The sequence below is a fragment of the Pleomorphochaeta sp. DL1XJH-081 genome (assembly GCF_049310885.1).
Taxonomy (GTDB): Bacteria; Spirochaetota; Spirochaetia; order Sphaerochaetales; family Sphaerochaetaceae; genus CAYZJV01.
Genome location: NZ_JBMDYO010000001.1, coordinates 286592 through 308875 on the forward strand (window position 1 = coordinate 286592; position 22284 = coordinate 308875).

Here is a 22284-nt window from a genome sequence, read left to right on the forward strand (position 1 = left end):
TATGTCATCGAAGGTGGTTGGCGTGAGGCTGCACTCATTGGAGATGATACCTCCTCCATCACCGTAACCGATAGTGAAATCTCAGAGAGTAGTGGTGATGCTCTGCTTCTCTTCAATGAAGCTGGAGGAACAATTACCGGAACCCTGTTCGATGGTGTCCGTTGGCCCATACAGCTGTTTGGACCGGAGGCATTGCCTACCACCATAAGTGGCAACGACTATGCCAAGGTAACCAATCATGGCATACGATTGAGCTTCGGCAATATCAACGATGTCGAGTTCACCCTCACCTCCTACGACAATCTCCCCTATAACAGTGGCGGTCTTAAGATCAACCAAAGTGCAGTTATGACGTTGGCCGAGGGCGTCGTGTTGAAGTTCGATGCGGGTAGCGGTCTGGAGGTCGCTGGAAAGTTGAAAGCCACGGGTGCCACGGGAAGACCGGTTATCCTTACCAGTGCGAACGACGATATCGCTGGCGACACCAACGGTGACGGTAGTACCTCCAAGGGTGAAGCTGGACAATGGAAAGGTATCTATAGCTATAATAATGGAACAGTCGACTTGCAGCGGACAGCTTTGCGTTACACAGGGACCAGATATGTCATCGAAGGTGGTTGGCGTGAGGCTGCACTCATTGGAGATGATACCTCCTCCATCACCGTAACCGATAGTGAGATTACAGGGAGCGTGGATGGTGTCCAAACATTCAAGGATGCCCGGATCGTGATCAACAATAGTGCCCTCGAAGGATTGCGCGGTAAAGGAGTTGAGAATAGTGGTTCACGAACAATAGACGCGAGGCAACTCTGGTGGGGCAGCCCCTCCGGACCGGCAACAGAGAATAATCCAAGTGGAAATGGTTTAGCGATTGTCGGTGATGTCGTCTACTCACCCTATTTGAAGAATAGACCTAGTCTCTAAATCCTGATCATCCATGTGACTGCCGCATCGTATGGTGCGGCAGTTTTTTATTCCTTCAATAACTAGGCTTGGATAGTGAGGTGGGAACAGGTTATCGTCTTTGCTGTATAGAGACCTAATAGGATATATACCCCACTCATTATGAAGACAGCAGTATATCCTATGATTCCCACAAGGAGTCCGGCGAGGAGCGGATAGAGCACCTGCATGATGGAACCGGCTCCAGATAAACCGGTGTAGATTGCTCGATTTTCATCATTGGATATCTCCAAGAGAATTCCGGAGGACAATATCTGGTTCAATGTATGAGAGACTCCGCTGAGCAAGAAGACCACAGCATACCACTTTGGATTCGCTGGGACCACCAAGGCTAAAATCGGTGTAACCGCACTTATAAGGACAAAGAGGTAAATTAGCGGTCTATACTTCTGGTCTTTTGAGAAGATATTCAGGACGATGTTCGCACCAAGTCCTCCAACCATCTGGACTAGCAGGAATGTACCGGTAAGGTTTCCGTCGACTTGGAACCGTTGTCTCGCGAAAAGGATGAGAAACGGTAACATGGCTGCTATAACACCTGTGGTATTGATGAGAAATAGGTATTTGCGAAAATCGGCATCTTCTCTCAGGACTTGCCAAAATTGGCTAATTTTCTCCGAGAGACTGTTTTTTTGCGTAGCTTTCCCTCTCGGTTCGATCAACATCCAGAAACCTATGGTTCCTAATAGCAAGAGACCGCCTGCAAAGAGGAACAGGAGGCTGTAATTGTTCGGATAGGCAATTCGAGAAAGTATTACTTTAACTAATAGGGCAGAGAGTATGACTCCGATACTCGAGATCAATTGTTTAACAACAATCAATCGTTTTCTGTGTGAGGGCAAAATGACTTTACCCATGATATCGGTATAGGAGATATTCGCGAATGCTCCGCTGAATGAGAATATTGACATTACTGCCATGATAGCCCAGACCTTCCACATTGCTTCCCCGGAAAGGGTCCTAAGGAACATTCCCATGACTAAGAGGGCAGCGACCCTGATATAAATGCCAATGAGGAGGGCTCCCTTTTTTCTCTCAAGGGGAACTATCATTCCTGCGAATACCAGTTGCATAAATTTGGTTCCCCCGACCATGATTGCACTCAGGAGTCCCATATGGAAGGCCGTACCTCCTGCCTCTGCAAGCATGTTCGGAACCACGGTATTCACATCGATAAAGTTCAGCGTGAGGGCAAGAAACAGCGCATGAACCAGAAAACCGGAAAAATTTCTTTTTTGAGCCTGGGCAATATCCATATCGTTTTATCTCCCGCATCAATAGATAACCACGAACAACCTCATTCGACAAGGTGTCTGGTATCGTTGCAATAGATAATTGAGGTGTGATAAGGTCATGCTAGATTTTACACCCGAGGTTTATATGAAAAAACGACTAGTATTCACTGTTTTCGCCATTGTTCTCCTGTTCTCATTCGGAGCATGTTCAAAGGAGGCGAAAACCCTCCAGACCCCAGAGACAGCTAGTACGGAAGAACCAACCATAGCTGCAATGCAATCGGCCGATGCCCCAAAGTTGACCGTAGGAATGATGAGCGCAGTCGATGCTGCACCGTTCTACCTTGCCGAACAACGGGGTTACTATAATGATGCGGGTGTCGAGGTTGAACTTATCCTCTTCACGAATGGACAACATCGCCAGACCGCCCTCCAAACCGGCCAAGTAGATGGTGCAATGACAGACCTGGTAGCCCTCATTACGCAAACGGCAAGCGATTTCCGTCTTACCGGAACAGTATCGACAGACGGACATTTCCCCCTCCTCTCACAGGAAAAATTGCAGGATAAAGAGGCTGTCACAGCAGGAACCATGGAAATCAGCGTAACGAACTATCTGCTTGAGCAATACCTCGGTAAGAGCCATATAGTCGAGAAAGTCTACATCAATGAGATTCCGGCGCGTTTGGAAGCGGTAGCTTCGGGACAGCTGGATACAGGAATTTTCCCCGAGCCATTTGCCTCCATCGGACAAATGAGAGGTTTGGAAAAGACCATCTTCGAAGGAATCCCTGCTGAAAGCCTGAATATTATAGCCTTTACAGAAGATGCCCTTAAGGACAAATCCACCCAGATTTCCGGTTTCCACAGAGCATATGCACAAGCGGTAAAAGATTTGCAGGAAAACCCAGATCTGGCAAGGGATGTCTTGCTCACGGTGATTCCGAACCTTCCCGAGAGCATCCGAGATTCCATCCATATTCCGACCTACCACACTCCTCGCCTTCCCAGCAGTGCATTCACACAGGAAATCATCGACTGGACTGCAGATATAACCCATGAGACGTATGAGATTACGATCGACGATCTCTACGACTATCGTTTCACACAGGCAGATTGATGTTGGATATTGTGGAGGCTCGGCTCGACTATCCGGGTCATACAGCCTTCGAACATTTCTCCCTCTCTATGGCGGAAGGAGAAATGGTGAGTATTGTTGGTAAAAGTGGTTGCGGAAAGACTAGCCTCCTCTATGCGATTGCTGGGCTTCTTCCTCTCTCCGAAGGAACGATCAGCCTCAAGAATCCGCAAGCTACTTGTAGTATCATGTTTCAACAAGATCGGTTGCTTCCATGGAAGAATACGATAGAGAATATCCTGCTTGGATTACCCAAGACCTTCAAGGATGAAGCCAGATTGCTGTTGGATATCGTAGGACTCACACGAGCAGAAAAGCTCTACCCTCACCAATTGAGCGGAGGAATGAGACAACGGGTAGCTCTTGCAAGAGCTTTGATCAGGAATCCTCGTATCTTGTTGCTCGATGAACCACTAGCTGCATTAGATGAACAACAGAGGGAAAGATTGCAAGGGGAAATTAAATCGTATGTTCAACAGAAAAGGATAACACTGCTATTTGTAACCCATAGCATTCGGGAGGCCATCTTCATGGGTAGCCGTGTGGTAATCATGACTGCAGGGGGGATCTCGTTCGAACAGACTAATACACTCCACGATCAGCAGGACATCCGCAATAAGAGTGAATTCTTCAGTATGGAAAAGAGTTTGCGTAAGGCTTTGGAGGCTACAGGATGAGATATGTTCGTGGAACATTATTGGTACTTGTCTTGTGGTACCTGCTGGCGTTATCGGTATCTTCTCCCATTATCCCGTATCCCCATACCGTAGTTCAGTATATCGTAAGCAAGGGTATCTCAACCAATATACATCGGCATGTGCTGCATTCCCTCTACCGTATATTCATGGGCTTATCCATTGCTCTGTTCTTTGCTATTCCGATCGGGATGATCGCCGGGCGACTAAGAATTATCGATAGCATTATTTCTCCTGTACTCTATTTGTTGTATCCACTGCCAAAGATCGCTTTTCTTCCTGTCTTCATGGTTCTTTTCGGGATTGGGGATCTCTCCAAGCTCATGCTCATATCGGTTATCGTGTTTTTTCCTGCGGCAGTCACTATTAGGGATGGAGTGAAAGAGATCTCACCGAAGTATATCGAGTTGGCAAAAGCCTATCATCTCACGCAAAGACAGATTATCAGTGAAATCATCTGGCCTGCAATTCTTCCCCGAATCTTCTCTTCCCTCCGCATAACCTTGGGGATATCGCTCTCAGTACTCTTTATCAGTGAGAGCTATGCAGCAAAATTTGGGTTGGGGTACTACATCATGAACAATTGGGTAATGGCTCAATACATTGGCATGTATGCAGGAATTGTGGTTCTTAGCCTCGTAGGATTGGCTTTGTATCTTACAACCGATTCCCTTGAAAAACGGTTGGTCCACCCGAGAAAAAACTGAATTTGCACCTATACTGTTATCCTTGCAATGGATACCATGCAGTAGTATCATAGAGTATGTCTGAATGTTCGATCAGTAATGAATTTCTCTGTAAACACAGTATGTTCGGTGGTTTGTCAGACGATGAATTGAATATCATCCGCCCATCGCTCGATGAACATATCTATCCCAAAGGTACCATGATACTCACACAAGGAGAACCTAACAATACCGTCTATTTCATTGTTTCTGGGGATGTAGCAATCCAAAAGCACCCTGAAGAGGGTGAACAAGAGGAGCGTGATATTACTACATTGCATGCGGGAGATTCGTTTGGGGAGATGGAGCTTATCGATATCCAACCTTGTGCCGCTTCGGCGACCTGTCTTACTGAGGTAAAGGCAATTACCCTCACCAACAGGGACCTGTATTTACTTTCCAAGACCCAGTTGCATGTATATACCATGATTATCATGAATCTTGCCCGCGATATCAGTCGCCGGCTCCGTTCAACAGACAAGCTTCTTGCTATGGTCACAAAGAAGAGAAAATCGTAGTAAGAACTATACATTCCACATCCTGGACATTGTGCGACTGTGGTCTCCGTAGCGTAGTTCTACTCCGGAGTAAAACAACTTCTTCATGTACTACCCTTTTCTGAACAATTCCAACACCGTAGTCGTATAACGGAGAGTCTTGGTAGGACAAGCATCGATACAGTGTCCGCACCCTACACAACGTAGGTTGTCGACCACTTCTTTCGCTTGTGCAAGGACTTTCACATCGATACCCACTGGACACGCGCGACTGCAGGCACCACAAGAGATGCAATGAGTCTCTGTAGTCTCGATCCTCTGACCGGCTAGACGACCTATCAGAGCGACTGTCGTACCAACGGGACAGTAGAGACAATACCCACGACCGATAAAAGCAATCCAGAAGAACATCATCATCATCAACTCAAATACGAGATATTTGTACAGTTCAACCTTCTCAAGCATCGGCATGATACGATCTAACGGGAGACCTGCCATCATCAGCAACCAGTAGATAGTTAGCCCCACTGCAATAAAGAAGAATATAATCCGGATCAGATTGAATCGCTTCACCGTTTTCTCCGTTATAGCGAGTGCTGGCTTGGGATCATTCTTTCGCTTACGGGATAATAGGGGGAGCACGGAGCCAAAGACTTCAGATGCGAATCCATTGAAAAGACAGAGAGTGGAACACTGCCAGCGTCGACCATAAATCAAAGTCCCTATAAAAACTAGGATGTTCACAATCCAGAAGAAAGTAAGTGCGAAGGTAATACCATCAGCTCCCCACAATGGAAGATGCCGTTGGGTGAAGTCGGTGAACGAAAGTGTACTCTGAAGAGGGATATTGGACCAAGGTAGTGGCATACCATAGAAATAGATTTCCGGATTTCCCGATACCAGCGGAATCACAATATGGATAGCCAGTGCGGCAACAGAAAAGCCGATGATATTGCGCTTATACATGGTAGTACGTTGTTTTTTCCCGACTATGCGGATCGTCAGATACCCACAGCCGAGAATGAGGAAGGATTTTATCCAATTCTCATAGAAATGCCAGAATGAGTTGATAGCAAGTGCCACTCGCTCTGGGGCATTTTGGGCATATCCATAGTTCAATCCAGCGATGACGAAGCACAAAAGGATATACCCCCACACGAGAAGCCGAAGTAATCTGATCTCCCAGCTATCTTTGGTTCGCCTATTTAATTCCATTTGGCACACTTTTCCCCTTTATTGCAGTGTAGCATGACAAACCACCCTATACGTACCAATTGTTTTGGATTAGAGTTATATAAAGCAGGAGGCATATCATGGCAAAGAATGCGAAAGAATCACTAAAGATACTCGCTTCGGCGAAAGCATTGCAACTCTTGGTTGCCCTACTCTTTCTCTCCATGGGTATGTTGGGCTTCGCTACAGGAAGTGGTGTGGCAGGCGAACTCTCACGTGAGCTTTCCAATATGTTTGGTGGGGATAATGAAATCCTACTCTATGTCTTGTCTACCGTCGAGCTGGTGTGTGGTCTGATTCTTGGAGCTACTTTTTTTGTTCCCTCCATCCCAGCTAAATTCGTCAGTACATCGCTGACCGCAATTTGGATCATTTGGATCGTTCTGATTGTGATCTTGGATATCCTCACTATCGATTTCGGTCGTTTCGATGGATCCGAGTGGCTTGCATGGATACAACAGGTGGTATTGCATCTTATTGTCCTAGCATCGATCATGCAAATCCAAAAATCATAATAGTAGAGACTTCCACTGAACACGAGAGGCGTTGCCTCCTGCTTCGCAATACTAAGCGAAGTACCATTTCTACAATTCCTTCATGTACTGGGCAGAGGTTCCACCAAATACCTCCGGTGCCCGGTATCGTTGGCATTACAAGGACCTGATCGATGGACTACCGAAATCTCATTGAGAACCAAAGAACCTTCTTCCAACAAGGTGGCACTTCCGATATCAAGCTACGCAAAAGGTATCTTAGCCGCGTAAAGATCATAATCAAACAGGAAGAACAGAAAATTCTCGATGCATTAGCAAGCGATCTCCATAAAAATAATTTCGAGGCATATATGAGTGAAGTCGGATTGGTCCTAGATGAAATTGGATACATACTCCGACACATGGAACGTTGGGCAAAACCAAAACGGGTCAGGACTCCTCTCACACAGTTTCCGGCTAAGAGTTTCATTATGGCTGAGCCTTACGGAGTCGTTCTGGTCATGGCTCCATGGAATTATCCATTTTTACTCTGTATGGCACCTCTCATTGGAGCCTTATGTGCCGGCAATACTGTTGTACTCAAGCCCTCTGCATACGCACCACATACAAGTAAGGTGATAGCACAATTGTTGGGCAAGATTTTCGACCCTGAGTATGTCGCAGTAGTCCAAGGGGGAAGAGAGGAAAATGAGGCTTTACTAGAACATCGGTTCGATTACCTCTTCTTCACAGGAAGTGTGGAGGTTGGGAAAATCGTGATGAATCGGGCAGCAAGATTCCTTACCCCGGTAAGTTTGGAGCTGGGAGGAAAGAGTCCTGCGATCGTCGATTCGACTGCAGACATCCCGCTGGCCGCCAAACGGATCATATTTGGCAAAATGATGAATGCAGGCCAGACCTGTATCGCACCCGACTATGTATTGGCAGACAAGCATATCAAAGACAAGCTCATATACCATATGAAGCAGTATCTAGATGAATTCTTTCCAGGGAAGGACTACGAAAACCTTCCCCGCATCATCAATGAAAAACATTTCCACCGTATAATGGGTCTAATCAAGGATGAAAAGGTAATCATCGGCGGAAAGGGCAATGAAACTACTTTAGCTATAGAACCAACTATCGTGGAGCCTGTCGGCTTCGACTCTCCAATCATGCAGGAAGAAATCTTTGGCCCCATTCTGCCCATACTTACCTACCACTCCATCGATGAGGCCATGCTAAGTATCGTATCACGTCCGAACCCATTGGCACTCTATCTATTCACCAATGACAAGGCAACTGAGGATGCTTTCATGAGGAATGTCTCCTTCGGAGGGGGGTGTATCAATGATACGATCGTACATATAGCGACGCCACATATGGGTTTTGGCGGTGTGGGAGAAAGCGGTATGGGATCCTACCATGGCAAATTCAGCTTCGAAACCTTCACCCACTTCAAAGGTATCGTGAAAAGATCAAAATACTTGGACTTCCCCTTTCGCTACCATCCGCATACCGAAAAGAAATTCCGACTTGTACGAAAGTTATTGCGCTGAAGCTACTTGTCGACAGATTGACGCTACTTCCATATTGTGATACGTTTAGCAGGCTTACTAATTTTGCGTTGCAGATCTTTCGATATACTTGCTTTGTACGTTTGCGTTCTTCACTGACACACTCCAGCAGACAAGATTCCCGTTCAGACTGCCCAATTGGAGCACAATACTTTTGTGAACAGGCAAGAAGCCTGTGAAGGATGCTTATCATGGCAAAGAAAATTTATGTCGGTAACATGAGTTACAACACTACAGAGGAACAGCTTTGGGATTTGTTCGCCCAGTACGGAACAGTTTTAAGTGCGAACATCATCATGGACCGCGAAACAAGACGCCCCAAGGGTTTCGGTTTTGTAGAAATGGAAGATGAAAGTGCAGCAACCGCTGCTATCTCCCAGCTTGATGGTCAGGATGTCGATGGCCGTAACCTTCGTGTTAACGAAGCTATCGCAAAGCCCCGCCAGACTAGGAACGACTACCGCTACTAAACGGTTTTTGACCCTATAACTTCATCGGAGTCTACCAAGACTCCGATTTTTTTAGGAGAAGTATTGATGCAGACACTACAATCGATTATCGATGGATTCTTTCAATTCAAGGCATATGTGATGCTACCGCTGATCGTTCTTGTCATTGGACTGATTGTCAGGATGAAGCTGAAAAAGGCCCTCATGGCCTCTTTGCAGCTCGCTGCAGGCTTCGCTGGAATCTTCATTGCCTTCGATTTCTTTGTGGCTAATATCAATCCCGCCGTACAAGCCCTCGTACAGGTACGTGGCTTGGACCTTCCCGTTCTTGATGTCGGCTGGCCTCCATTAGCCGCTATTACATGGGCTTCTCCAGTTGCGCATATCTCCATACCGCTCATCATCGTGATCAATATCGTCATGTTGAGTACCAATCTTACCAAGACAATCTATATCGATATCTGGAACTATTGGCATTTTGCTTTGCTCGGAGCCCTTGTTCTCAGCGTGAGCCAGAGTCTTTTACTCGGTCTGTTGGCCACAGCTCTTATCGCAATTTACACTATCAAGATGGCGGACTGGACCGGACCGTTAGTGAAAAGAGAGATGGGTATGGAAGGCATCACGCTCTCTCCTCTCAGTGCTGTAGGATTACTACCCTATGCCCAAGGTCTGGATTGGCTGTACGACCACATTCCTGGACTACGGAAGCTAGACTACAATCCAAGCAAGAAACAACACGAACCTTCAGTGTTCAGCGAACCCATGGTGATCGGCGTTCTTGTAGGAATCGCACTCGGTCTTGCGGCAGCTTATCCACTGAAAGAGATGTTGGAACTGAGCATCCATATTGCAGCGGTGATGTTCATACTGCCTAAATGCGGCAATCTTATTGGGGAGGGAATGGGAGAAATTTCATCCAAATTGAGAGATACTATCCATGAAAAATTTCCTAAGAAGACAGGATTGTATATCGCACTCGATTCCGGGGTGGTAATGCATAACCAGTCAATCCTCACAACCGGAATCATCCTCATGCCAATAGCTATCCTTATAGCTCTGATACTGCCAGGAAACAAAACCCTCCCCCTTGGTGATTTGCCAGCGCTCATCGCCCAAGTCGCGGTAATTGTTCTCGTATCCCGTGGAAATGTATTACGCTCGGTGCTCACTGGTATTCCTTTGGTGATCGGATATCTTTTGATCGCAACCAACTTAGCGCCAATGATTACAGCACTATCGAATAAGGTAGGAGCTGCAACACCAGATGGTGTACTAATAACAGCAATGACCGATGGAGGAAATCCTATCCGATACTGGGGACTTACATTGTTCCAAGGAAACTTGGTGGCTATCGCCATAATCCCGATCATGATACTCCTTCTGGTGCTTAGTCATAGTCGCTACAAGAGGGAAATCGGGGTAATAGCAAACTAATTTTACTCTTTACCCTCGACACGAACTGTCTGTGAACCCAAATCGGCAGATACTGGTAGCTGGGCGAATGAATCTCTTTCAGGCAGGACAAGCGAGAAATTTCTCTTTGCATCCAAAGCCAGCGATCCTGAAGGGATTGTTGCATCCAGTAGGTGGCCGCCAATGGTTCGGTCATCCGATATGAAATGCAGATGCCACCCGGGGAGGTTGATCTTATCCATGTAATCGGGGAAACGGAATGCGATTATCGTACCGGTTATGTCGTTGTGGATGAACTCGGGTTGGGTAGAAGCAATTGCTGACAATTTTCGATACGGTTTCTCCTGTGGTGGCACACTACGTATATGCACCATGGAAAAATCTCCCCGTATGATTGCGGCATAAAAGCTATTGAAATCATTTTCATGCGTAACTATTGCTGCATCTAAGAGTTCTTTTATGTCCTCTATAGAATGCAATTCCCGCTCAATGATCTTCTCAAACTCTGAATCGAAATGGGCTGTGATAGCGAATGGGATTGTTTCACTCCCTTCTTGTTTCACTACTTCACCTGTGTATGTAGCTTTATAGACTTCTCCATCTATAAGAATCATTTCTCCATCCAAAGTATCGAATGTCCCTATTCCCGTATCACCATGAAGAAGGAATTCATCCACCGTGACGATACCGTCATAGTCACCGAGCATGAGTGCATTGAGTAGTGATATCTGATACAGCGTATCATCCTCTCTCTCTAAGGCCGTACTGGTCGTGCAACTGATCGTAACAATAAGCAAGTATAGACACATAACAGCCACAGAAACGGTTCTTTTGATGCTCTGAATTTTCATGAGCCCTCCCATGAGTAATACTAAAGATATCATATTCGGTCTGAAGTGTATCATGGATCAAGGTAATTTTGTGGTGATTTTGGCCAAATCCTTGATGGTAGATGTCATAATGAGAATGTCGGAAGTGTGTAAACGGTTTACACATGACATGAGGAATAGGTACTGATCATCCTTCTCGTCCAGTTATGTCAGGGGCTTAAAACACAAAATGATAGCAAAAATTACATACAGAATGAAAATTAAACTGAATTTATAAAATATTCACTTGAAATTGAGCAAGAGCTCTGGTGAAGGGGTCTTAACATCTGACATGCTTCGCACCCACCATGAAATACTTTGATCACACCCATAATAGAGGGCTGTCATAGGTTAAAAACCAATACGGGTATTTTTTTGACCTATAAGGGTAATTTATAACAACATCTGCTTTTTTCTATCTACCAATATAATCCCCGAGCCTCAATAAGACCCGGGGACACAGGTACGTTGTTTAAATTAACTACATATGATTGATAATACTGTCGCCGAATTTACTACAAGAGACCTCGGTTGCTCCATCCATAAGACGGGCAAAATCATACGTGACTTCCTTCGCCTGCAAGGCTCCGGTTACCCCCTTGTCAATCAGATTAGCAGCTTCAGACCACCCCAGGTAGTCAAGCATTAACATGCCGGAAAGGATAACAGAACTGGGATTGACCTTATCCATACCCGCATACTTTGGCGCTGTTCCGTGAGTAGCTTCGAATACCGCGTTACCAGTCTCATAATTGATATTGGCACCCGGAGCGATACCGATACCCCCAACCTGGGCAGCAAGGGCATCCGACATATAGTCTCCATTCAAGTTCATGGTTGCGATGACACCATACTCCGACGGACGGGTAAGGATCTGTTGGAGGAATGCATCGGCGATAACGTCTTTAATAAGAACTTTTCCTTCAGGGATCTTCCCATCTACGAGATCATCCCATGTTACGGTATACTCGCCAAATTCTTCCTTCGCTATCTCATAGCCCCATTCTCTGAAGGCACCTTCGGTGAACTTCATGATATTCCCCTTATGTACTAGGGTTACGGATGGTCGCTTATGTTCTATCGCATATTTGATAGCAGCCCTGATCAGACGCTTGGATCCGGTAATGCTAGCAGGTTTTATACCGATGCCGCTATCGGGACGGATACTCCATCCATACCGGTCCTTGAGGTGAGCGATGAGTTCTTTTGCCTCAGGGGTACCCTCTTTCAATTCGTATCCGGCGTACACATCTTCGGTGTTCTCCCTGAATACAACCATATCGATCAGTTCAGGTTGTTTTACCGGTGATGGAATTCCAGGATAGTACTTTACCGGACGTAGGCAGACGAACAGATCCAACCGCTGCCTAATGGTAACATTAAGACTTCTGAAGCCTCCGCCCACAGGTGTAGTCAAAGGACCTTTGATACCGACCAAATATTCTTTCAATGCATCTTCGGTGGCCTTGGGAAGCCATTCTCCGGTTTTCTTGAATGCCTTCTCTCCGGCAAGAACCTCTTTCCATGAGATTTTCCGTTTTCCACCGTACGCTTTCTGGACTGCAGCATCAAAAACCCTTTCAGCAGCAGCCCAGATGTCCGGACCAATGCCATCTCCCTCAATGTAGGGGATAGTCGGATTATCCGGGACGATAAGGGCCTTGCTCCCCATGGTTACTTTTTGTTCCATCAATATTCCTCTTTCTCTTGATAGTATATAAATTTCCGTTTCAAATCGATTTGCAGTTTATCAGAAAGCCCCTTATGTGTTAATACCCGTGTCCAGATCAATGTAAGAAGTGAAGAAGTCGGTCAAGGCCTTCACACATGTCATTTGACTATGCAAGAAAGATGCCATCTAAAGATGTCGTGACAAGAGATTTGAAAATTGCCATATTCTTATTTATTGAAATAAAAAGCATTTAACTGACTGTTCAAGCAATATCATTCTATTTTGAACAGATATACATACTGCATCTGACACTACTGAGATGAAGCAGATCTCTCTAGCGTCAAGTCAGATTATGGGGATGTGACAAGGGCTCTTGCTATTGGTTAGCAAATTTTTGACTTAAGAGGGTAAATTATCAAACTTCTGCTTTTTTTGCTTCTTACATAAGTTGTGAAGAATTCCCTTGCAATTCCACCTATTTACACAGCAAAATACCCCTCATGGATATTGATTTCGCTACACTTATACCCTTCGCACTGATCACTACTTTCTCTCCAGGTCCAAATACCTTGATATCAGCCTCAATGGGCATGCAGTACGGGTATCGGAAAACCTTTCCGTTCCTCATAGGCATTTGGACTGGATTTGTAATCGTATTCATTGGGTGCTCACTTATAGCAACTACACTTGCACAGGTCATTCCACAATTCCGTAACATACTCTCAGTAATAGGCGCTATCTATATCCTTTGGTTAGCATATAAGACGTACAGAGCTTCCTACTCAGTCGAAGACAAACTCCAAAAACCACTCGGTTATACTAATGGCATGGTATTGCAGGTACTGAATCCGAAGGTAATACTATATGGATTGACCATTTTCAGCACCTACTTAGTTTCACTACCCAAGAATATCGTCCTATTCTTCGCGGCTCCGATTATTTTTGCGACGATAAGTCTCAGTGCTACGACGACATGGGCTCTGTTCGGGGTAGGTATCGCCTCATTTATGAAAAATTCTCAAGCTGCAAAGATTATCCAATCGTTGCTTGCCCTCTCCCTAGTCATCATCGCCTATGATATGATCGCCATACTTTGGTAGCTTAAATTGTTCTATCATGGACAAATCACACACCGTAGTGCATACTCGGGACAAGAGGAATACGTATGAGTCTACTTACTACCAATCAAGACCCTAGGATCTCTGAGATTGCCAAAAAGATTTACGATGGCCAGTTCAGCAGAGACCCCAAATTGGAAGATATGTACGATGATCGGCAAAAACGACTGTGGTATCAGGACATCCTCTACAATATTAGCTATCTGAATACTGCCGTTCAGTTGAAGGAAAAAGTCTTATTTACCCGATATGCCGTTTGGTTATACGAATTACTTTGTAGCCTCATGAAACAGTTCGACAGGGATATCATAAAAGACCAGATGGTTGAACATTACAGATTCATCATCAAGGAAGCTCCTGGATTATTCGGCGAAGAGGATGCCCCTATCGCAATTGAATATTTGCAGGCAGCGATCGATGCAACTGAGGAGGCTGTCACTAATATTCCATTCAGTGATAGATTCTTGACCGGTAAATATGTCGAAATCAGACAGGCATATCTGCATGCGCTACTTCGGAGTAAAACTCGTGAGGCATCCCAAATCATAGCCGACGCCGCAAGATCCGGAATCCCCTTGGAAGATATTTACGAAGATATCCTTGAAGAGACCATGCATGAAGTCGGCGAGTTATGGCATACCAACCAGATTACGGTGGATAAGGAACATTACTGCACCAGTACGACACAAATGGTATTGTCACAGTTCTATGATGTCATCTTCAGCAAGGACAGATGCGATAAAGTCATTCTTACCTGCTGTGTAGGAAGTGAGTTGCATGAAATGGGAGGACGGATGGTATCGGATATTTTTGAGTACCACGGATGGGACAGCATCTACCTAGGTGCTGCGGTTCCCGAACCCTCTATCATCTCGGCTGTGCAGGAACACCACCCCGATTTGGTTGCCCTCTCTGTCACCATGCCCCACTATCTAGTCGATTGTAGAAATATCGTACATGCTCTTAGGGAACAGTTTCCCCAACTCAAGATTGCAGTAGGAGGTAGAGCCTTCGAGATGACAGACAACCTTTGGCAGCGCTGGCCGATTGATGTATACACTCGATCAGCTCGTGAATTGATGAATTGGGCGAAAGATATTATTCCCATAAGCACATCGGTATCTCAATGATCAGTTTCCTAGTAAAAGTCGATCGATTCGGCATATTAGAGGAGATCTTCTGGAGTGATCCAGTTTGGCTTATATCCGAAGCACAACACTCTATTTTTTCAATTTTCCCAGACGATCATGTCGAGCATCTAAAGGAGAATTTCAAGAGTTCCTTGCTTTCGGATAGACCCAGTTGCTCCCAAGAAAAACACCCTATCAAAGGACTAGATGTATCGATACAGTGCCATTTGGCCGTTATGCAGGAGCATGTCCTAGTTTTTGGCCACAACGGCGCTAGTGGCGATTATTCCATAGACCGATTCATGATCGCAGTGCTAGAACAATCGATCCGTTCCCAATTCGGAGACTCCTCTACTACAAACCATTTTGAACAAATTCAAATGTTGAACAATGAATTGATGAATACGCACCGAAAGCTCCAAAAGGCAAATGCCCAGCTAAAGCGGTTGAATGAGGATCTCAATAATCGTCTTGTTAAAGATTCTCTCACCGGTCTGGTAAGCCGTTACCAGTATAGATCGGAAATGGAGAGTACCATCGCAAAAGCTCCTCATGGGATAGGAATGTTCTGTTTCATCGATATAGATAATTTCAAAGGCATCAACGATACCTATGGTCATGCGATTGGAGATGAATACCTTGTCGAATTCGCAAAACGATTAAGAAGTATTCCTTCAGAATCCGCTACCATCCCTATCCGGATCGCAGGAGATGAATTCGGACTCTATATCCACGACATAAAAACGGATAGGAAGACTTTCAGTGATACACTCTGGGAAAATTTCAAAAACTCCGTTACGAGTACTCCCATTGCCACGACTTGCGGCAATCTGCCGATCTCCTGTTCTCTCGGTATGGCTTTCTATGCGCTGGATGCCAACGATATCTATACACTAATCGATTATGCCGATTTTGCTATGTATAAAGCAAAGCAAGCGGGAAAAGCGACATTCATGCTTTTTGATCCAATCGAATACAAGGAAGCCAAGAATCGACAGTAGGATGTAGACCCTTGGCTCTTCGCTTACATGGTAGAAACGGGGGGATAGAAGATCAATAATTCCAGCGGTTCTTCTCCAAAGGATTCGAATGTTATCGGCAATTCGGAGACTGGGATAATCAACTCGTTTGATTTCGCAACGTTGAGCGACATATCACCATGATGGAGAGATCCCTCACCAGAAAGAACAATTGCTGTACTGAAAGTCCCTTTTGGAGGAATCGTCCCGGTTGTGGTCACTATAAGTTTATCCATGGAAAATCGCGTAGTGTTTCGAGTCCCCAGCAATTCCACGAAGACATGTCCTTCGTCAGAACTTTTCACCGTCGGCACAATCTTAGTTCTATCCAATAGCTCTTCTAGCGTGTAACCATCGTAATGAAAACATTCATACATCTTTTCATAACCGATTCCCTGATGGTAGACCTCTTCTGGATAGGGCTCACCCCCATTGGTCATTTTCTCTACCCGGAAGGTATAGTCAGTAGGTTCTTGGATTTCTGCTAAGAATGTCCCTGTCCCGATCGCATGAGGCATCCCACTTTCTACCAGGTAGACCTCTCCCTTTTTAATCGGAATCTTATGGAGAGCATTTTCCAGGGCAGGAATATTCTGCTCTTCGATCCATTTGATCCAATCTTCCTTAGTTATGCCAGGTTTGAACCCGAGATAGATGAAGGGCTCTTGCCCATCAATGATACGGGTATCGATTATATACCAAGCCTCTGTTTTACCAAATGAAGAGTCAAAGTACTCCTTTGCCTTTTCATTGTCAGGGTGAGTCTGGATATTCAATCGCTTGTCAGAATCGATCAACTTCGCCAAAAATCCCAAGGATTCACCAAAGCTTTCGACATGAGTCTTGCCGAGTATTCCTGAAGGATCGGTTGATATCACATCCCTGAGGAATCGACCCTTTTGAGAACCCTCTTCGACGATACTCAGACCTGCGTTCGGATTGACATCGAAACGAGAGGTAATGGTCGATGCAACCCACTCCTCCGGCATATTCCCATCTTTCGGAGGTGAGATCGACTGTAAGGTATCGAGAAGCTTCCCTCCTGTATAGGTCCGCTTCACGCGCATAGTCTCCAGTTTGATAGGATGATTCGTCTGCTGTTTCATAACTTGTATACCTTCTAAAGAAATTGTGGTGCGATCAACCTAGGCAAGAACAGTACCAAATCGGGGAAAAGGACCAAAAGAATTAAGATTCCCAACATAGGTGCGAGAATAATTGCAACATCCTTGAGAACCTTCGGGACCTGCTGCTCTCCAATCCGGGAGGTAATCAACAGACACATGCCGTAAGGAGGTGTAACCAATCCGAAAGCGAGTGATACGATTCCTACCAACGAGAAGTGGATTGGATGGATTCCTGCCTGCATCGCGATGGGATAGAGAATACTTCCCATAATTATGATGGCTGGAATGGCATCGATGAACATACCAACGATCAGGAAGATCACTGCAATGATCATCATGATTCCGGTAGGCCCAAGATTCATACTGGTAACGAATTCGACCAAGGCGAGCGGAACTCGATGGTACGCCAACAACCAACTGAACACTGAGGCGGTTCCTACACAAAACAGAGTAATACCGGTTAATTTTGCTGTATCGTTGAGTACGCGGACAAATTTCTTCCAAGTCATCGACTTGTTTACCACGCCAACAACTAGGGAATAGATTACCGCGATGGCTGAAGCCTCAGTGGGAGTAAAGATACCGAACGCAATACCACCGATAATGATAATCGGAGTCATCAAGCCGGGAATCGAGGTAACAGTCGCGATAACGACCTCTTTGAATGTCGATCGCTCGTATACTGGATATTTATACTTGATTGCATAAATGTAAACGGTCACCATCATAGAGAGCCCAAGAAGTACTCCAGGAACAATTCCGGCTAGGAACAAGGATCCTACCGAAATAGACATTGTTCCTCCCCATACCAACATGAGGATGCTTGGAGGAATGATTACTCCCATGACTGCCGAACATGCTGTAATGGCGATCGTGAAGTTCCTCTCATACCCTTGGTCGATCATTGCAGGAATGAGCACCTTCCCTATTCCTGCAGCATCTGCATTCGAGGATCCGCTGATTCCTGCGAAAAGCATCGATACCAAGACATTGATATGTCCTAATCCGCCAGGGAGATGCCCAACGGTAACCCGGGCGAGATCAATCAATTTCTTCGTAATTCCATTCTCATTCATAAGGTTCGCCGCTAGCAGGAAGAATGGAACCGAAAGAAGGAGGAAGGAGTTGAATGAAATGTAGGTACGGTCGATCAATGCGAAAAATGTGACACCTGGGGTCATGAAGATAACGGGTACAGTCGCCAAGCCCAAGGCGAAAGCCACCGGAACCCGAAGAAAGACCAACAGGAGGAAAGTACCGAACAAGATACCTGCTATTGCTAATGGACCCATGATCTATGCCTCCTGCCTTACAAATAGTGTCTTAAGGATTTCTTCTATCATGAAAAGAATTGATAGTATACCGAATGCTGGAATAGCAGCCCCTACCCATATCATGGGAATCTGGGCGATGTCAGAGATATCATAGACAAGGACCATGGCATACTTGAACCCGCGTACGGCGAAAATTATGGCTACAGTGGCCATTCCAAGGGAGATGAAAAGATCCCATACTACTTGAAGGACTTTTGACTTTACCAAAGGAAAGATGTCTACAAGGAAGTGGGAATGCTCCTTTACACCAACTGCCGCACCGAGGAATACCAACCAAGTAAGTAAGAATCTGGCTATCTCTTCAGTCCACAACATGTATGGAATAAATGGAAGCAAGCGTCCTGCGATTTGCAATGTGACGATCGCCACCAAAAACCCAAGCAAGAGGGACACTGCGTGTGAAAGGACCCATTGGATACGGTCCATGATCAGGCTATATGTTCTCATAACTACCTCGTAACATTTAGTTCAAACGTGCCATATCTCTGGATTTCTCCAGAGATATGACCAAATTATTTCGAAAAGAGCGTATCCTCTACTTGATTGCCTGGATTGCTTCGTAGAGGGATCTGAATCCCATCTCGTCAACATACTCCATGAGAGCAGGTTCTGCGAGTCTGCGGAACTCTGCCCGATCGGCTTCGCTGAACATGTGGTGGTTTGCAAGACCGGAATCGACAAGTTTCTGCAATTCGCTATCTGCCATATCGAGTTCGAATTGAGCACCATAGGCTCCAGCCTCAGCACCAGCTTTCAATACTGCTTCCTGTACAACAGGAGAGAGTTTTTTGTAGGTAGCCTCAGAGATGTAAAGGGGGCGAACAGTAATCGAGTGGTCGTTCTCGGTGAAGTGGGGAGCAACTTCGAAGAAGCGCATCTGTGCATAACCGACTTTCTCGTTCTCGAGACCATCGATAACTCCAGTCTGGATTGCACTGTAAACTTCATCATACGCGATAACAGAAGGAACAGCACCTACAGCACTGAACACTTTTGCCCAGATAGGAGCACCCTGTACGCGGAGTTTGAATCCCTTGAGCTCTTCCATATTACGGATAGGATAGTTCGAGATAATGTTTCTGGAAGCTCCACCGGCATAACCGATTGGTCTGATCTTTGCCTTCTGGATAATTTCTTCGGTGATTGAATCGAATAGATCGCTTGCCAATACAGCTTCCCTGTGCTCAAAATCCCTGAAAAGCAAAGGCATATCCATGATTGCGATCGCAGGTACACGTTGTGCAGTGTGTGCCGGAGCAATAATGGCAAGATCAACCGATTCACCTTGGCTCATGAAGCGAAGATAATCGGATTCGATTCCAAGTGATTTGTTCAGGTTCATACGAACTTCAATCGTCGCTTCATCCTGATATTTGTTGACCAGTTCCTCAAACTTGATAAGTGTCTGGGTGTAGGGATGATCGACATCGAACATCGACGCACCATTAAGTACGATAACCTTCTTCTCGCCTGAAGCAGCACTTTCAGCTTCACCACCAGCGAAAACAACTGCCTGTACCAACAATACAAGCAGAGCAGCCACAAATAGACGCATGCCAACTTTCTTAGTAAATGACATATACATACCTCCAATTAATAGATATGTCATTATTAACCATGATTCGGAACCTGTCAAACATTTTTTTAAAAAAGTTCTTGGAGATACCGGTTATCAAATTAAATATCTATTCTATTATATTCTAGATATTTAATAATTTTTGCTATCATAATGTATGATAGCTGTTATTTTCCTTGCACGAATTTCCTTAGAGTTCTATAATGTTATATAGATTGGCTAAATTTGGAGAAGATTTCCTACAATGCTATATCTTTATAATACGCCCCATGGAGATATGTGTGAAAAATAATGCGCCTGAGATTCCATTATACCAACAAATTTTCCTGGAACTGGAAAGCCATATCAAAAGTGGTCGGTATCCGGAAGGTAGTCGGATCCCAACAGAAAAAGAGTTGATGGCTACTTATCGGACAAGTCGGATTACGGTTTCACGTGCTGTCAAGGAACTAGAAATTAGATCATACGTTAAGCGTCTAAAGGCAAAGGGTACGTTTGTAAGCTCTCGAAGTCAGTGGAATATCGGTAGTACAAAGAATAGTACGAGTAATAGACCGTTTATCAGTATCGTATTCCCTGCACCAGTGTCGAAAGTCGCACTCAACATGGAGGTTTTTTCCGGTGTAGAGGTAGCATGTCGAAAACTTGGATACGGACTATCGGTAATCAGCCTAGATCTGGAGGATGGTAATGCCCTCACGGCCATTGATCGGGAGAAAAACCTTATTGGCGAGGTTATCGATAGCGGAGCCCTAGGTGCAATTATTCTTCCCTACTCCAGTCAAAGTAGTCCAGAGATGTATAGTAGCATGGTGAGACATGCTTTTCCGTTTGTCATGATAGACAGGAAAGTATTTGGCATAAGCGCTCCTTTCATTAGTTCAGACAATACATCCGGATTCTTCGCTATCGTAGAACACCTTATCCAAAGGGGACATCGCAACATTGCCTTTGTCTCAGGAAGTACATTCGGATCAACAAGCAGAAGTGATCGGTTTGCGGGATATCTCCAAGCCATGAATGGTTATCGTGTTCCGGTCAGGGATGAATTTATCCTGCACGATCTTGTTCCTTTCGATTATAACAAGGTTTTTTACGACCAGACAGTAGCAGGAAATGAACAACTACGAAAAGCTACAATCCAGATGTTGGAGCATTTCATGGGATTACCCACTGCCCCCACTGCCTTAGCGGCGACTAATGATTACATTGCACTGTATACCATGAATGTCGCCCGCGATATGGGAATACGAATACCCGAGGACCTCAGTATCACAGGTTTCGATAACTTGCCCATATGTTCTTTATTCTCACCCCGATTGACTACCGTAGCCCAGGATTTCTCTGGCATGGGGCAGTCGGCGGTTCGTTTGCTTGAAAAGTTAATTAAAAATCCTCAGAAAAAAAACGAAAGCATGCAATTACCAACAAGGCTGATCATTGGAGATACGGTAAAGAGCTTGGTCTAAGAAGATTTCCCTTAACCCATTTCATGCATGAAAGTTTTCACAGCCTCTGGTTTTTCCTCGTGTACATCGCGTTCACCCTTGAGAATCTTTTTCAGCATGAAACGCATAATCCCCTTTTGCTCGGCGAAAACAATTCTTCCACCAAACCACCCCTTGGTTACGGCGACATCCAACAGCGATTGAGGAAAGTTGTCAACAAACTGCTTCTCCTGGTTATCCTTGTCGGTCCCACAGACGAATAGACCCAATCGTTTGGTACGCAGGAGTGCCTCATATTTGGAACAGAACCTACGAAGTGCTCCGGAAAGATGCCCAGCATGAATACCCCCCCCAATAACGACGGTATCATAGTTCGCTAGGTCCAATTTTTTCGTTTCTTTCTTAACTTCGATCAAATCGGCTTGGTTTCCATCGACTGATAGCCCTTCTGAAATCTGCCTTGCACATTCAAGGGCATATCCTTGATGGGAAGAATAGATAATTGCTATTTTCATGAGATCCTCCGTTGCTATTCATCACTACCTACAACTATAACACTACTTACTTTGATATAACAAGATAAGAATTGG

Annotated in this window: 21 protein-coding genes and 1 pseudogene; 13 read left to right on the top strand and 9 right to left on the bottom strand. The window is 45.2% G+C overall.

Annotation, left to right across the window (positions count from 1 at the left end; genetic code table 11):
• Positions 1-924, top strand: a pseudogene (locus ACODJP_RS01290) (hypothetical protein); the annotation flags it as partial.
• Positions 925-986: 62 nt separating this feature from the next.
• Here ACODJP_RS01290 and ACODJP_RS01295 read toward each other — a convergent pair.
• Positions 987-2219: an MFS transporter gene (locus ACODJP_RS01295; protein WP_422477655.1), complete on the bottom strand. Its 1233-nt coding sequence runs from the start codon at positions 2217-2219 to the stop codon at positions 987-989.
• A 124-nt stretch (positions 2220-2343) separates the two neighbouring features.
• On the opposite strand from ACODJP_RS01295, the gene ACODJP_RS01300 reads away from it, so the two are divergent.
• Genes ACODJP_RS01300 through ACODJP_RS01315 form a run of 4 tightly spaced genes read left to right on the top strand, consistent with a single transcriptional unit; the run spans position 2344 to position 5274 of the window.
• Positions 2344-3318, top strand: a complete 975-nt coding sequence (locus tag ACODJP_RS01300) for an ABC transporter substrate-binding protein (RefSeq protein WP_422477657.1) — start codon at positions 2344-2346, stop codon at positions 3316-3318.
• Entirely contained in the window at positions 3318-4013 is a 696-nt protein-coding gene (locus tag ACODJP_RS01305; protein WP_422477659.1) for an ABC transporter ATP-binding protein, read from the top strand. Before ACODJP_RS01300 ends, ACODJP_RS01305 begins: the two co-directional genes overlap by 1 nt.
• Positions 4010-4738, top strand: a complete 729-nt coding sequence (locus ACODJP_RS01310) for an ABC transporter permease (protein WP_422477661.1) — start codon at positions 4010-4012, stop codon at positions 4736-4738. Before ACODJP_RS01305 ends, ACODJP_RS01310 begins: the two co-directional genes overlap by 4 nt.
• A 56-nt stretch (positions 4739-4794) precedes the next feature.
• The gene (locus ACODJP_RS01315; protein ID WP_422477663.1) at positions 4795-5274 is read left to right on the top strand and encodes a Crp/Fnr family transcriptional regulator; all 480 of its coding nucleotides are present in this window, start codon (positions 4795-4797) and stop codon (positions 5272-5274) included.
• A 90-nt stretch (positions 5275-5364) separates the two neighbouring features.
• On the opposite strand, the gene ACODJP_RS01320 is transcribed toward ACODJP_RS01315, so the two are convergent.
• Positions 5365-6468: a 4Fe-4S binding protein gene (locus ACODJP_RS01320; RefSeq protein WP_422477665.1), complete on the bottom strand. Its 1104-nt coding sequence runs from the start codon at positions 6466-6468 to the stop codon at positions 5365-5367.
• A 98-nt stretch (positions 6469-6566) separates the two neighbouring features.
• On the opposite strand from ACODJP_RS01320, the gene ACODJP_RS01325 reads away from it, so the two are divergent.
• The 4 genes from ACODJP_RS01325 (at position 6567) to ACODJP_RS01340 (ending at position 10422) form a co-directional block, all read left to right on the top strand.
• Complete coding sequence (locus ACODJP_RS01325) at positions 6567-7001, top strand: hypothetical protein (protein WP_422477667.1); 435 nt, start codon at positions 6567-6569, stop codon at positions 6999-7001.
• Positions 7002-7153: 152 nt separating this feature from the next.
• Positions 7154-8518, top strand: coding sequence for an aldehyde dehydrogenase (locus tag ACODJP_RS01330; protein WP_422477668.1), 1365 nt, complete (start codon positions 7154-7156; stop codon positions 8516-8518).
• Positions 8519-8727: 209 nt separating this feature from the next.
• Positions 8728-9006, top strand: a complete 279-nt coding sequence (locus ACODJP_RS01335; protein WP_422477670.1) for an RNA recognition motif domain-containing protein — start codon at positions 8728-8730, stop codon at positions 9004-9006.
• A gap of 66 nt (positions 9007-9072) precedes the next feature.
• On the top strand, positions 9073-10422 hold the full coding sequence (locus tag ACODJP_RS01340) for a PTS transporter subunit IIC (protein ID WP_422477672.1): 1350 nt from the start codon (positions 9073-9075) through the stop codon (positions 10420-10422).
• 2 nt (positions 10423-10424) lie between these two features.
• Here ACODJP_RS01340 and budA read toward each other — a convergent pair whose 3' ends face one another.
• Entirely contained in the window at positions 10425-11252 is an 828-nt protein-coding gene (budA, locus tag ACODJP_RS01345; RefSeq protein ID WP_422477674.1) for an acetolactate decarboxylase, read from the bottom strand.
• A 499-nt stretch (positions 11253-11751) separates the two neighbouring features.
• Positions 11752-12960 (bottom strand): NADP-dependent isocitrate dehydrogenase, encoded by a 1209-nt coding sequence (gene icd, locus ACODJP_RS01350; protein ID WP_422477676.1) that lies wholly within the window; start codon positions 12958-12960, stop codon positions 11752-11754.
• Positions 12961-13442: 482 nt separating this feature from the next.
• Between icd and ACODJP_RS01355 the strand changes: the two genes are divergently transcribed.
• The 3 genes from ACODJP_RS01355 to ACODJP_RS01365 all read left to right on the top strand — a co-directional run bounded on the left by ACODJP_RS01355 (position 13443) and on the right by ACODJP_RS01365 (position 16191).
• A complete protein-coding gene (locus ACODJP_RS01355; protein WP_422477678.1) occupies positions 13443-14042 on the top strand; it encodes a LysE family translocator in 600 nt (199 codons plus the stop codon).
• Positions 14043-14107: 65 nt separating this feature from the next.
• Positions 14108-15190, top strand: a complete 1083-nt coding sequence (locus ACODJP_RS01360; RefSeq protein WP_422477680.1) for a cobalamin B12-binding domain-containing protein — start codon at positions 14108-14110, stop codon at positions 15188-15190.
• Positions 15187-16191 carry a GGDEF domain-containing protein gene (locus ACODJP_RS01365; protein WP_422477682.1) on the top strand — a complete coding sequence of 335 codons (1005 nt, stop codon included), beginning with the start codon at positions 15187-15189 and terminating at the stop codon, positions 16189-16191. The genes ACODJP_RS01360 and ACODJP_RS01365 overlap by 4 nt, the downstream gene beginning before the upstream one ends.
• Positions 16192-16214: 23 nt before the next feature.
• Here the strand turns inward: ACODJP_RS01365 and ACODJP_RS01370 are convergent, their stop codons facing one another.
• The 4 genes from ACODJP_RS01370 to ACODJP_RS01385 form a co-directional block, all read right to left on the bottom strand.
• The gene (locus ACODJP_RS01370) at positions 16215-17315 is read right to left on the bottom strand and encodes a type I phosphomannose isomerase catalytic subunit (RefSeq protein ID WP_422477684.1); all 1101 of its coding nucleotides are present in this window, start codon (positions 17313-17315) and stop codon (positions 16215-16217) included.
• A 14-nt stretch (positions 17316-17329) separates the two neighbouring features.
• Positions 17330-18628, bottom strand: a complete 1299-nt coding sequence (locus ACODJP_RS01375) for a TRAP transporter large permease (protein WP_422477686.1) — start codon at positions 18626-18628, stop codon at positions 17330-17332.
• A 3-nt stretch (positions 18629-18631) separates the two neighbouring features.
• Positions 18632-19117 (bottom strand): TRAP transporter small permease, encoded by a 486-nt coding sequence (locus ACODJP_RS01380; RefSeq protein ID WP_422477688.1) that lies wholly within the window; start codon positions 19115-19117, stop codon positions 18632-18634.
• Positions 19118-19205: 88 nt separating this feature from the next.
• A complete protein-coding gene (locus ACODJP_RS01385; RefSeq protein ID WP_422477690.1) occupies positions 19206-20249 on the bottom strand; it encodes a TRAP transporter substrate-binding protein in 1044 nt (347 codons plus the stop codon).
• 278 nt (positions 20250-20527) lie between these two features.
• On the opposite strand from ACODJP_RS01385, the gene ACODJP_RS01390 reads away from it, so the two are divergent.
• On the top strand, positions 20528-21715 hold the full coding sequence (locus ACODJP_RS01390) for a GntR family transcriptional regulator (RefSeq protein WP_422477692.1): 1188 nt from the start codon (positions 20528-20530) through the stop codon (positions 21713-21715).
• Between the two features lie 11 nt (positions 21716-21726).
• Here ACODJP_RS01390 and ACODJP_RS01395 read toward each other — a convergent pair whose 3' ends face one another.
• Positions 21727-22209 (bottom strand): flavodoxin domain-containing protein, encoded by a 483-nt coding sequence (locus ACODJP_RS01395; RefSeq protein ID WP_422477694.1) that lies wholly within the window; start codon positions 22207-22209, stop codon positions 21727-21729.
• Positions 22210-22284 lie beyond the last annotated feature (75 nt).